This is a genomic window from Natrialba sp. SSL1, from assembly GCF_001861355.1.
Classification (GTDB): Archaea; Halobacteriota; Halobacteria; order Halobacteriales; family Natrialbaceae; genus Natrialba.
Map to the genome: position 1 here is coordinate 1 of NZ_MASN01000021.1, position 12,472 is coordinate 12,472.

Sequence of the window (12,472 nt, forward strand, 5' to 3'; positions counted from 1 at the left end):
GGATAACATCACGGCAGAACAAAAGCCGCTCAGAACGGCGCTCAGGAGCTTATGTCAAACTGCGCTTCTTCGTCAGGATTGTACGACCCGTCCGGTTGAATCGGCGGTACTGGAACCTCATAGGCGAGGTTCGTCGCACCAAGGTCTTCGTCGTACTCACGATGGAACTCAACGCGGTACTCGTCGTCTTCGAGGTCCTCCTCCTCCCGGATCTGCTGAAGAAAGTAACTGGCGTGCTGACGAATCAGCGGAGCCGCGCCCTTGCCGTCGGGACGATGGAAGATAGGGAACAGAACGAGCCCGTACTTACTTTTGAACGTCATCACGTTCGCGAACTCGTCGTTGACGGCATAGTTGTTGGTCGTCGCATTAGCTTCGATTTCCAGCTCGTCGAGAACGCAGACAACTTTTTCGTGCTGCTGGCACAGCTCCTCCAGTTCGGAGCGGGTGCCGACGTAGTGAGTGCGATCCTGAAGGACCGCCTCTTGCCACGTCAGCGAACGTACGTTGGTTGCAAGGACGACATCCACATCTTGAGAGAGGAGATCGAGCAGCAACAACAGCGAGAGCCACAGCGCGGTGTTGGTCTTGCCGTTGTCAGTGTGACCAGTGAAAATGCCCATAAAGCCGTCACGACGCATTTCGCTCAAGAGACGAATCAGCGTACGCGCTTGCGACAAGTCGACCTCACGGTGTGTAAGCCCGGTGAGGAAAGAGAGAACAGCAACGTTGCCGGTGCGGACAGCGAGAGACGCAGCTTCTCCAGCGTGAACGTGAAGCATCTGCTGGCACAAGTCCGTCTCCTCGAAAGTCGCCGGGAAACCCGGCAGAGAAGGGTCATACATGTTCTTGAGCACGTGGTACCGCTCGAGAGCTTCGCCGTCAAAGAACGCAGAAAGCGGATAGCTCCGGCGGTTGTCAGTCAGACGGTCTTCCTGAACCTCTCGGTACTCAGCTGAAGAAATCGCTGGGTCAGTCATCGTAATCACGTCCGTCGACGTAGGGACAGAACTCATTCCAACAACGACCAGATTCGAGACAGCAATGACAACAAGGGCATTCAGTCATCGGAGCGAACACCTCGGCGTTCATGAGACCGATCGATTAGATCGAGCACATCAGGATCAACCCGGTCGTCGACCTGATCGGGACCGGCGGGGTCGAGGTCGTCCTGGTCGTCGTCGAGATCGACGCCGGCCCAGTCGTCGCCCTGGAGTTCGTCGATATCGGATATATCCAGATCCTTTTGGACGCCAGCGATGAGCCGGTTGCACTGCGTGCGGAGTCGGTCGAGGTAATCCGAATAGAGTTCCTGCTTCTCCTCGACGGCTTCACGCAGTGGTTCGGTCAAGTCGACGCGGACTTTACGCCACTCCTTGTAGTCAGGCGACTCGACGAGGTCGAACCAGCTCGGCTGCTGCTCAGTGAGCGGAGTGTCATAGACAGCGTCGACGCCCTCGGTATCCGGATCGTCGTCGCCCTCGAGGACGATGTACGCCGCGCCGAGATCACAGGCGCGCTGCCGAGGCAGCCCCTCGGTGAATGCAACGCGATCAAGGTCTTTCTGCAGTCTGCAGTGAACCTCCTTGTGCTCCCTATCGCCGATCAGGATTGGCGTCGCGGAACGCATGAGCACCCAAAGGTACGAGAGGAACAGAATGGGGCCGATCCAGACGATAGTGACGAACACCAGGAGGGAGACGAGCGCAGCGTACCGGAAGACAATAGTCGGTATCACCGACCATTGCACGACTAAGAGCGTGACTCCGGTAACGAGGAACAGGAGCGCCGCCGTGATAGGCCAACGGAATGCGATCAATAGATCCACTAAGTGACCAGCAGTGGACTTTTGCTGTGCTTCTACCGTTATCGTCTCTGGGTCTTTGACAGGTTTCTTAGAAGACATCTATTGCACCTCCTTTTGCGGATCGGAACCACCACGTCAGGACGCCGATGATGACAGTCGTTGTGCCGAGCACCGTGATCGAAGCGACAACCCAATCCATCGTCGACGGTTCGCCCGGAAGGCTGGGGTACCACGGTCCGGTGTCAGTCGACAACGGCTCACCAAACTGACCTTCGTCAGTCTCGATAGCGACACCACTGTTGCCGCCGGATACGGTCACGTCGAAGTGCACGGTCTCGCGACGATCAGCGTTAAGCACGAAGTCTTGGGTCGTCACTTCGCCGCCGGCGAGGAACACGCCAGCGTCACCAAGCGTAACCGTTGTGTTCTCCTCGCTGTAGAACTCGATGATTGCGGTGCCGTCCTCGAGCTGCGAATCGCAGAGGTAAACGGAGCCGTCGAGTGACCGACAGTCCTCAGTCTGAGCGGTTGCTGTTGGTACAAGCAAAAACGACAGTACGACAGCGATCAAAAAAATCCGTTTCATGGCTGTTAAACTATGTCCAGTTTGCGGGGTGCAGTCGAGACACCAGGGCAACGAGCGCGAGCACGACCACGACAATCCCGGCGACCAGGAGCGCAGCTGACGAGGCAAGTCGAGACCAGAAGTCACTATCAACATCAGGAAGCCCAATATTGATACCGTCATCATCGTCTTCAGCAACTGAATCCTGCCAGTCCTCCACATCTTCAAGATACGCGATCATCTCGTCAATGTCCTGGCTGTCGTAGTCCGGTTCACTATATTCCTGCTCGTTGGTGTCCGTCTCGTCAAGCGACACGTCCTCCTCGTGCTCTGCGATCAGTCGGAGATCGTCGAGGCCGGTCACGTCGTCGACGGAGTCGAGTTCGTCAATGTCGTCGACGATCTCCTCGATGTCGCGGTCCGACTGCGATTCAATGTCCTCAATAGTGGAGTCGGTGAGGATCGTTATGTCTTCGCCGTCCGAGTCCTGCATCTCCTCAACCTCAACGATAGCGTTCGTGAACTGCAGTGAGTCGCCAGCGTCAGTTGCGAGCATGGCCGACTCAACGATACCGTCGATCTGGCCAACGTCACCCGGCGTCGATATTGAGATATAGTCATCGGAGTGATCCAATTCCATAACGTCCCCAGTCGCAGGGTCGACTCTGAGATTATTGGAGTACATAGAGAGATCGTGGCCATCCGATGTCCAGAAGTAGCCATGAGCAGCCTGAATGCGAAACGGCAACTCCATTTCCCAGACTATCCCAAAGTCATTGGTAATGTCGAGGCAGCGGGCAGTCTCAATACCGTCTCGATTGTCGTAGTGGCATAAATATCGGCCATCGTCAGACACTACGGTATAGCCACTCGACAGGTCGTCAGAGTGAGGATAGTCCTCGACAATCGTGGTGTCGAGAATATCACCAGTAGCTGCGTCGAGTGTTGTGACACCGAGTCCCCCATCAGCATCGCTATGGGTGAGATGAGCGACGGCATAGACCTTGTCGCCGTGTGATGCAGCATCACGTACCGTCGGTTCTTCGTCGCCGTAGTCGTCGTACGGGTCCGTCACGTCGAAAGACCATTCCTCAGTCGCGTCAGGGACCGTTAGCGCGTCTATCGTAGACCGGAAGCAGGCGATGGCCAAACCCGAATGGGAGTTGTAGTGTGGTTCGTTCTCGTGCGATCCGCTAATCTCGTTCACTTCGTCCAGATCGGGAACAGTATGGAACCGGTAATCGTCATCAACCGGCTCGCCTAAGATCACGTAGTGGTCATCGTCGTAGATGAAGTCCTCCCCGAATTCGCGAGACTGGAAGTCGGATGTGCCATATGAGCCGACCTGCTCGCCAGTCTCTAAGTCGATTGCATAGTAGGCATTGTTGTCCCCATAGTCAGACAGGAAGAGGTACTGGGAGAACGTCGATAGGCCGGCCAGATTGAGGTCATCGTCCTCGAAACGCATGGTTGCATCGTCAGGACCACCGTATAGTGGGGCGATGTACCCCTCAGATCGGCCACTGACGGCGACATAAGGGTCAGCAAGGTACGTTCCGCCAGTCGATATACCGGAATCAGGACGACCATAGAGCATGCCCGACACAGTCTCAGACTGATAGTCAGTCGGGACAAGTGACCTCCCTTCGATGTAGTCATGGATGTCCTCGCTATCGTCCTCATGGTAGGCCGTTAGTGAGGTCGGACCATCGTAGGAGACGACCATGTGTGCCGTCTCCGACAGGTCCGGGTTTTCGAGTCCGAGCGTCGAGAGCAGCGCCATCTTATAGCGCGACGAATGCACGTCATCAGTCCCGCTCAGATGCCGCGCATAGCCTTCGGGGGACCGGATCATCTCGGGGGTGACCCTCCCGTCATCAAGTGCGTCGAACAGAGCTTCTGCGAGATCGAGGTCGTAGTTGTCGCTCACGAGGTCCGCCTCCTCCTCGATCCGCTGGAGTACACGCATGAAGTCGTCAGCAACGTGCATCACGCGACGGCTCTTTAGGTCAGCATCGGGGACGGTCATCAGCCCGATCTGGAAGTGGTGCTCGATCTCGTGTCCGTCAGCGGTTTCGAGCGTGATCGAGTCGGTACCGTCGGCTTCCTCGTATCCGTCGACCCATTCGTCGTCGATGGGGCCGCGGAACTCGTCGCCGCCGTCGAACTCAAAGAAGAACTCGGGACAGACGGTTTCGAAGGTCTCGCCGTTGACCAGCTCGAACTCAGTGTTCGGCTCCACGTCGTCGGGGTCCATATCCCCGAGTTCGTCGTCGCCCTGTCCGCGGTCGTCAGTCAGTTCCCAGTGTTCGACCTCCTGGCCGTCCGAGTGGTCCGGCAGGCCGGGGTTGATGAAGTGCTCGTCAGTGTCGTCGGCTCGACGAGCGTCCTCAGCAACGTGTGCGTGCTGGTTGAGCGAGCGCATTGCGGCAACGATGTGATTTCGTTGCCGTTGGGCGTAGTAGTCGTAAATCGCACTCACAGCCTCGCCCTGCATTTCGTGAACGTCCTGGCCGTTTTCCCAGGCGTCAGTCATTGCAGTGCGCGCGTCGATGGACGCAACGGTACTGGCGTCTTCCAGCCAGTTGTCGACGGTAACGATGTGTCCGTCCCAGTGCTCTCTCGTGTCCATCGCCCGACCGTGCATCGCGACCTCATCTTCCGTGTTGTCGTCGGACCCGAACAGCGTGTTGTAGCCGAGGCTGACGGCACGACTGAAGTAGTACATCCCAGGGTCCGGTGACGCAACGTCGTAGACGAGCGTTTCCGTGTCAACGTCGTCATCGTCGTCGTCATCGTCGTCCGCCGCGACCGTACCCGTTGTGCTCGAGCCCACAACAGCTGCAGTGCCGAGTGCGCCAGCTCCCTGAAGGAGATCGCGACGAGTCGCATCGACGTGATCGAGATCGGTACCACTCAGCGTTTTCTGTGAAATATCTGAATCGGACATTGTTTACCTCGCGAGAATTGCGGTTGCGATTGCCATCAGGCCCAGTACGAGAACCTGACTGACAGGGGCGTACACCATCATCTCCGCGACGAAGGCGGGCCAGGCGAAAAGCAACATGAAGCCCATAACGAGCGCGACAAACACCTTCTCGAACCAGTGGTACTGGTTGGGGTCACGCGATCCGCTGGAGAGGAACGCGATTGCCATCATCAGGTAGCTGAACATCAGCGGCAGATAGCGGTTCGATTCAAGCCAGCTGACTACGTCACCGGCAAGACCGACCATCACGAGACCAAGGAAGAAAAAGGCCCCGAGAGCCGCTGCAGCGATGATATTCAGGCGATTGAGCGCGTCGAGAATCGTACCGTGTGCGTGTGCCAATTTAATCACCTCCGTTATCTGGGAACCGGAAGGAGCGAGGGTGATACGCCGTTTCTTCGCCGTCTTCGTCCTCGAAAGACTCCTCTTCGTCGGACTTGCAGTACATCACCGGGCTGTTCTGGACGAGCGCCGCGATCAACTGCTTCTGCAGCGTGCGGTTGAGCCAGACGGGCTCGCCGTCGATCTCAACAAGTCCGTTGTCTCCTGCCCACGGACGGTAGTCCGTGATAGTACCAATGTACTCCTCGCCGGGATCGAGATCGAGCCCGGTCGGGGAGTCATCAACAGACGGTTCGACAAACGCATCCGGATCAACCGGAGTATCATTATCAGACGCCATTGCAACCTAATATGCTGCTAGATCACACTTAAAGGTGGAATCGGCTAAGTGAAAGTGAAAACAGGAAACTGTAGGCACTGGTTAACTAAAAGGCATATTTCAGCCTTTTCAAGGTCTGCTTGCGTTAATCGTCGTCTGCAGCGAACGAGCGGAGAGACGACGATTCAACGCGCGGTTGTGGTCGATCAGGAGGCATTTTCTTCGGTGGGTCAAGGTGCTCAGAACCGTCTATAGCGGTGTATGAGACCCCAGAGTGCTCGATAGTATGCAAGTCAGCGCCGTCGCGATCAACAGTCTCGACACCGAGGAGTTCCCAACCGACATTCTCGTATTTGACCGGCGATCCTTGCGGATCTTCGGGGTCGAAGTCAGGATTGGAGACTGGCACGGGGTCCTCGAGGAGATCGTCGCCGCCGCGATCAAGGTCCTCGTCGATCATCTCGTTAGCCCCGTTCGAGAATCTGACGAGCTGCGTCGACGTAGCCCAGGAGACAGCACGGAAAGCGAGTTCCTCAATAGACCGATCAAACAGAGCCTCTCCGTAGGCTCCAATGTACTCGCCAACATAACTGCCGAGATTCCCGATTGCTTCAACGTCGTGGCTGTTGGTGTCGGTGTCCTCGAGATCAATATCGGGATCGACTCTGTTGACGGAAATCGGTCGTGCGTCAGGGTCCGGAGAATGATAGTTATGAGCGTCCTTGTACGCAATATCGCAGTGACGGAGATGTGTGTCGATGACTGAATGGAAATCAGATTCGGAGACCTCGCCGTCGACGAAGACAGCAACATGCACGTGCCCGTAGCCGTTGCCGTGCTTTTCCACGACAAGAGCGTACTCCCAGTTTTTACCGGAGAGAACGTCTCTAAGTTCGTGGTAGACTCCTCGACCCTCGTCCGGACGCCAGGTATCGATAACTTCGCGGAGATGGTCTGCAGGGCAGCGCCATCCCCCGTTATCGTTACGCATAGAGCCTGTGAAGGTCAGCATCGCCGTGTACAACTCCTGATACTCATCTACAATTTGGCGTTCGAGAGCTTTCAACTTGGCATAGTATTTGTCGCCGTAGCCGGGCTGATGACTGTTCTCCATCGGCGCACGGATCTCGTCACCATCCGGTGACAAGAACTTGAGATGGGCGAAACGGTAGTCATTGTACCAGGCGAGGAACTCGTTAAGGACAGACGACCACGTCCGAGAGCGATAACCGTTATCACCGTACCTTTCAGAAGTGGCCTCATCACGGAGCTTAGTACCCTCTTTCACCGATATTGGACGAGCAGCACGACCGGACATTTCGTCTACCATGTGGTCGACAAGCTCATTCTTCTCGCGCCACCATTTGCCACGCTCGGAAAGCCGTTCTTCGGCCGTTTCAGTGTGGTTAGCGGTGGTTGTACAGTTAGTCTTGGATGGCCGAGACGCCGCCGCCTCAAGGTCGGCCGAGCGCGCCGCTGAGGAATGGTCAACGTGCCGAGTCATCGGCGGAAGCCTCCATCAGTGAGAGTCGTCTGTTGAGTCTCAGTGATGGAACTCCCTCGAGCGCCTCCCTCGCCGGAACGAGGACGCTCCCGTTGGTCGCTGTGTTCCGGGCGCGGCGCTGCGCGCCGTGCCGGGCTTTCACCCATCCGGCACTCGGCGCTCTCACTCGATGCTACTCGAGTACCGCCACACGAATCGGACCGCCGGGGGGAAGGGAACGCGGGGATCTCGTAGTCGACCCGCTCGGGTGCGTCCTCGAGCTGGGGAGTGTAGTGACAGGCGCGGCACTCGAGATCGGCAGCGTGATCGGAGTCGCGCGGCTCAATCGCGTCAGTGTTACAGGTTGCACACTTGTACGCGATGAGCTGGGACCAGTCCGTCACTCTGACCCCTCCAGGGCAAACGCAACTTCGAGGTCTGTGGCTTCGTTGTCGAAAAACGCGCGGATGAAGCCATCAGGTAGCTCGAAAGTTAGTTTGAACTGAAGGGAATGAGTTACCGGATAAATACCTTTAAACCAATTCGGGGATTGTGTTGACGTGTCGTTGGCATTCATGGTTACACTTGGCTGCCAACGACGGCCCGGCCAATTCGGTCGGGCCCTTGTGACTAAGCCCTGAGCCGAGCCGCCGTCGATACTACCAACAACGAGAGCAGTTAGTAATAAAGATTTTCACTAAGTGAGAGAGTACCAGCCAGCCACCGACCCCCCGTTAAGGGAGGCGCGGTGGCTGGCTGGACGGTCAGGAATGGACAAACATAGAGTTGTGTGTGATGGGGTTTATAAAAGAGAGTTCGTCGACGAGCGCGATCCGGCTGGCTTCGGAGCTGAACCAGTGGACGTTTGGTCAATCCTGTTCGTAGTCAGGAGCCCACGAACGGGATGGGTCATTAGCATTCCGTCGCTTCTTGTCCTCGTTGATGGATCGAGCAACGGTACGGAACCGTTGACGAGAAACGAGATCAGCGAGACAATTCACACGACCGCAAGACGGACAGATGTGATTAGCGTCTGTCGACGGAGTTGCAACTTCCTCACACTCTGAACACAATGACAGTCCGAAGTCAGACGGATCACCAACGGTGGCACCGCAGCCTTCGCAAATCATGGTTCAGAGGCACCCCCGTTCTCGGACACTCTGAACTTGTAGTCCATCGCGACCAGGGACGCGAAACCAGCGAGAGGGGCCGCAACCAGGAGTCCGGTCGCGTGCTCGCCGGTTAGGTCGCCCGTGACCAGCGTGACAATCGCGCCGATGCCGAGCGTTCCGAACAGTCCGAGGTAGAATCGTTGTACGTCGCTCATTGGTCCGTGTTCCCTCCGAAGAAGGACAACCGAACCATCTCGGCGACTCCGAACAGCGCACCTACGTACAGCAGGATCTCAAGGAATCCCGTCATTCCGAGTTGACCTCATTGTCGGAAGTTTGTTCATAGAAGCGGAGTCGGATCGTACCTAATATGCTGCTAGATCACACTTAAAGGTGGAATCGGCTAAGTGAAAGTGAAAACAGGAAACTGTAGGCACTGGTTAACTAAAAGGCATATTTCAGCCTTTTCAAGGTCTGCTTGCGTTAATCGTCGTCTGCAGCGAACGAGCGGAGAGACGACGATTCAACGCGCGGTTGTGGTCGATCAGGAGGCATTTTCTTCGGTGGGTCAAGGTGCTCAGAACCGTCTATAGCGGTGTATGAGACCCCAGAGTGCTCGATAGTATGCAAGTCAGCGCCGTCGCGATCAACAGTCTCGACACCGAGGAGTTCCCAACCGACATTCTCGTATTTGACCGGCGATCCTTGCGGATCTTCGGGGTCGAAGTCAGGATTGGAGACTGGCACGGGGTCCTCGAGGAGATCGTCGCCGCCGCGATCAAGGTCCTCGTCGATCATCTCGTTAGCCCCGTTCGAGAATCTGACGAGCTGCGTCGACGTAGCCCAGGAGACAGCACGGAAAGCGAGTTCCTCAATAGACCGATCAAACAGAGCCTCTCCGTAGGCTCCAATGTACTCGCCAACATAACTGCCGAGATTCCCGATTGCTTCAACGTCGTGGCTGTTGGTGTCGGTGTCCTCGAGATCAATATCGGGATCGACTCTGTTGACGGAAATCGGTCGTGCGTCAGGGTCCGGAGAATGATAGTTATGAGCGTCCTTGTACGCAATATCGCAGTGACGGAGATGTGTGTCGATGACTGAATGGAAATCAGATTCGGAGACCTCGCCGTCGACGAAGACAGCAACATGCACGTGCCCGTAGCCGTTGCCGTGCTTTTCCACGACAAGAGCGTACTCCCAGTTTTTACCGGAGAGAACGTCTCTAAGTTCGTGGTAGACTCCTCGACCCTCGTCCGGACGCCAGGTATCGATAACTTCGCGGAGATGGTCTGCAGGGCAGCGCCATCCCCCGTTATCGTTACGCATAGAGCCTGTGAAGGTCAGCATCGCCGTGTACAACTCCTGATACTCATCTACAATTTGGCGTTCGAGAGCTTTCAACTTGGCATAGTATTTGTCGCCGTAGCCGGGCTGATGACTGTTCTCCATCGGCGCACGGATCTCGTCACCATCCGGTGACAAGAACTTGAGATGGGCGAAACGGTAGTCATTGTACCAGGCGAGGAACTCGTTAAGGACAGACGACCACGTCCGAGAGCGATAACCGTTATCACCGTACCTTTCAGAAGTGGCCTCATCACGGAGCTTAGTACCCTCTTTCACCGATATTGGACGAGCAGCACGACCGGACATTTCGTCTACCATGTGGTCGACAAGCTCATTCTTCTCGCGCCACCATTTGCCACGCTCGGAAAGCCGTTCTTCGGCCGTTTCAGTGTGGTTAGCGGTGGTTGTACAGTTAGTCTTGGATGGCCGAGACGCCGCCGCCTCAAGGTCGGCCGAGCGCGCCGCTGAGGAATGGTCAACGTGCCGAGTCATCGGCGGAAGCCTCCATCAGTGAGAGTCGTCTGTTGAGTCTCAGTGATGGAACTCCCTCGAGCGCCTCCCTCGCCGGAACGAGGACGCTCCCGTTGGTCGCTGTGTTCCGGGCGCGGCGCTGCGCGCCGTGCCGGGCTTTCACCCATCCGGCACTCGGCGCTCTCACTCGATGCTACTCGAGTACCGCCACACGAATCGGACCGCCGGGGGGAAGGGAACGCGGGGATCTCGTAGTCGACCCGCTCGGGTGCGTCCTCGAGCTGGGGAGTGTAGTGACAGGCGCGGCACTCGAGATCGGCAGCGTGATCGGAGTCGCGCGGCTCAATCGCGTCAGTGTTACAGGTTGCACACTTGTACGCGATGAGCTGGGACCAGTCCGTCACTCTGACCCCTCCAGGGCAAACGCAACTTCGAGGTCTGTGGCTTCGTTGTCGAAAAACGCGCGGATGAAGCCATCAGGTAGCTCGAAAGTTAGTTTGAACTGAAGGGAATGAGTTACCGGATAAATACCTTTAAACCAATTCGGGGATTGTGTTGACGTGTCGTTGGCATTCATGGTTACACTTGGCTGCCAACGACGGCCCGGCCAATTCGGTCGGGCCCTTGTGACTAAGCCCTGAGCCGAGCCGCCGTCGATACTACCAACAACGAGAGCAGTTAGTAATAAAGATTTTCACTAAGTGAGAGAGTACCAGCCAGCCACCGACCCCCCGTTAAGGGAGGCGCGGTGGCTGGCTGGACGGTCAGGAATGGACAAACATAGAGTTGTGTGTGATGGGGTTTATAAAAGAGAGTTCGTCGACGAGCGCGATCCGGCTGGCTTCGGAGCTGAACCAGTGGACGTTTGGTCAATCCTGTTCGTAGTCAGGAGCCCACGAACGGGATGGGTCATTAGCATTCCGTCGCTTCTTGTCCTCGTTGATGGATCGAGCAACGGTACGGAACCGTTGACGAGAAACGAGATCAGCGAGACAATTCACACGACCGCAAGACGGACAGATGTGATTAGCGTCTGTCGACGGAGTTGCAACTTCCTCACACTCTGAACACAATGACAGTCCGAAGTCAGACGGATCACCAACGGTGGCACCGCAGCCTTCGCAAATCATGGTTCAGAGGCACCCCCGTTCTCGGACACTCTGAACTTGTAGTCCATCGCGACCAGGGACGCGAAACCAGCGAGAGGGGCCGCAACCAGGAGTCCGGTCGCGTGCTCGCCGGTTAGGTCGCCCGTGACCAGCGTGACAATCGCGCCGATGCCGAGCGTTCCGAACAGTCCGAGGTAGAATCGTTGTACGTCGCTCATTGGTCCGTGTTCCCTCCGAAGAAGGACAACCGAACCATCTCGGCGACTCCGAACAGCGCACCTACGTACAGCAGGATCTCAAGGAATCCCGTCATTCCGAGTTGACCTCATTGTCGGAAGTTTGTTCATAGAAGCGGAGTCGGATCGTACCGTCACCTTCGAAGACGTAGCGAGCTACTTCGAGATCAGCATCCGGATCGACACCAGCCTTCTCGAGCTGCGTCTTCGAAACGGAGACGTTAACTCCACGACCGGGACCAAGCGACTGCGCTTTAACGCGCTTCTTCTGATCAGCAGGCATTAGTTCCCCTCCTGTTTTTGGAAAACAACCGGGTAACTGGAACTCCAACGGCGGTCAACCAGCTGCCGAGCTAAGTCATGCATCATTTCAGAGAAACCGTCGAACTCATCGGACCACTCAGAAAACTCGTACCCCTTCAAATCCTCAACAACAATGAAAGTGTCATCTTCATAAACAACATTCGCCCAGTCGTCAGTTCGATAATCTGACTCATACTCGGCGAAGTGTTCACTCATCTCCTCTTTCAGGTCAGGGGTTCGTGGGTCACTAACCATACAAAACCCTTGTACGCCGATGTTAATAACATTACCGATTGGTCGACGCCGTAGGACGGCAGGGAACCAAACGAGAGGATAACATCACGGCAGAACAAAAGCCGCTCAGAACGGCGCTCAGGAGCTTATGT

The 12,472-nt window shown here is 56.4% G+C and carries 14 protein-coding genes; all 14 read right to left on the reverse strand.

Annotated elements, in window-relative coordinates:
• Window positions 1-41: 41 nt before the first annotated feature.
• The 14 genes from BBD46_RS06300 to BBD46_RS06355 all read right to left on the reverse strand — a co-directional run bounded on the left by BBD46_RS06300 (window position 42) and on the right by BBD46_RS06355 (window position 12,341).
• On the reverse strand, window positions 42-980 hold the full coding sequence (locus tag BBD46_RS06300; RefSeq protein WP_139173519.1) for a hypothetical protein: 939 nt from the start codon (window positions 978-980) through the stop codon (window positions 42-44).
• 80 nt (window positions 981-1,060) lie between these two features.
• Window positions 1,061-1,738 carry a hypothetical protein gene (locus tag BBD46_RS06305; protein ID WP_071400897.1) on the reverse strand — a complete coding sequence of 226 codons (678 nt, stop codon included), beginning with the start codon at window positions 1,736-1,738 and terminating at the stop codon, window positions 1,061-1,063.
• 157 nt (window positions 1,739-1,895) lie between these two features.
• Window positions 1,896-2,354 carry a hypothetical protein gene (locus BBD46_RS06310; RefSeq protein WP_139173521.1) on the reverse strand — a complete coding sequence of 153 codons (459 nt, stop codon included), beginning with the start codon at window positions 2,352-2,354 and terminating at the stop codon, window positions 1,896-1,898.
• A 49-nt stretch (window positions 2,355-2,403) separates the two neighbouring features.
• Window positions 2,404-5,322 (reverse strand): hypothetical protein, encoded by a 2,919-nt coding sequence (locus BBD46_RS06315; RefSeq protein WP_071400899.1) that lies wholly within the window; start codon window positions 5,320-5,322, stop codon window positions 2,404-2,406.
• Window positions 5,323-5,325: 3 nt separating this feature from the next.
• Window positions 5,326-5,703, reverse strand: a complete 378-nt coding sequence (locus tag BBD46_RS06320) for a hypothetical protein (RefSeq protein ID WP_139173523.1) — start codon at window positions 5,701-5,703, stop codon at window positions 5,326-5,328.
• Window position 5,704: 1 nt separating this feature from the next.
• Window positions 5,705-6,043, reverse strand: coding sequence for a hypothetical protein (locus BBD46_RS06325; protein ID WP_071400901.1), 339 nt, complete (start codon window positions 6,041-6,043; stop codon window positions 5,705-5,707).
• A gap of 124 nt (window positions 6,044-6,167) precedes the next feature.
• Window positions 6,168-7,526 (reverse strand): replication protein, encoded by a 1,359-nt coding sequence (locus BBD46_RS06330; RefSeq protein WP_253184513.1) that lies wholly within the window; start codon window positions 7,524-7,526, stop codon window positions 6,168-6,170.
• The gene (locus BBD46_RS22135; protein WP_139173525.1) at window positions 7,523-7,909 is read right to left on the reverse strand and encodes a hypothetical protein; all 387 of its coding nucleotides are present in this window, start codon (window positions 7,907-7,909) and stop codon (window positions 7,523-7,525) included. The genes BBD46_RS06330 and BBD46_RS22135 overlap by 4 nt, the downstream gene beginning before the upstream one ends.
• Window positions 7,910-8,631: 722 nt before the next feature.
• Complete coding sequence (locus tag BBD46_RS06335; RefSeq protein ID WP_071400902.1) at window positions 8,632-8,832, reverse strand: hypothetical protein; 201 nt, start codon at window positions 8,830-8,832, stop codon at window positions 8,632-8,634.
• A 268-nt stretch (window positions 8,833-9,100) separates the two neighbouring features.
• Window positions 9,101-10,459, reverse strand: coding sequence for a replication protein (locus BBD46_RS06340; RefSeq protein WP_253184513.1), 1,359 nt, complete (start codon window positions 10,457-10,459; stop codon window positions 9,101-9,103).
• A complete protein-coding gene (locus BBD46_RS22140) occupies window positions 10,456-10,842 on the reverse strand; it encodes a hypothetical protein (RefSeq protein WP_139173525.1) in 387 nt (128 codons plus the stop codon). Before BBD46_RS22140 ends, BBD46_RS06340 begins: the two co-directional genes overlap by 4 nt.
• Before the next feature lie 722 nt (window positions 10,843-11,564).
• Window positions 11,565-11,765 (reverse strand): hypothetical protein, encoded by a 201-nt coding sequence (locus BBD46_RS06345; protein ID WP_071400902.1) that lies wholly within the window; start codon window positions 11,763-11,765, stop codon window positions 11,565-11,567.
• A 91-nt stretch (window positions 11,766-11,856) separates the two neighbouring features.
• A complete protein-coding gene (locus BBD46_RS06350; RefSeq protein ID WP_071400903.1) occupies window positions 11,857-12,066 on the reverse strand; it encodes a hypothetical protein in 210 nt (69 codons plus the stop codon).
• Window positions 12,066-12,341, reverse strand: a complete 276-nt coding sequence (locus BBD46_RS06355; protein WP_071400904.1) for a hypothetical protein — start codon at window positions 12,339-12,341, stop codon at window positions 12,066-12,068. Before BBD46_RS06355 ends, BBD46_RS06350 begins: the two co-directional genes overlap by 1 nt.
• Window positions 12,342-12,472: the final 131 nt, after the last annotated feature.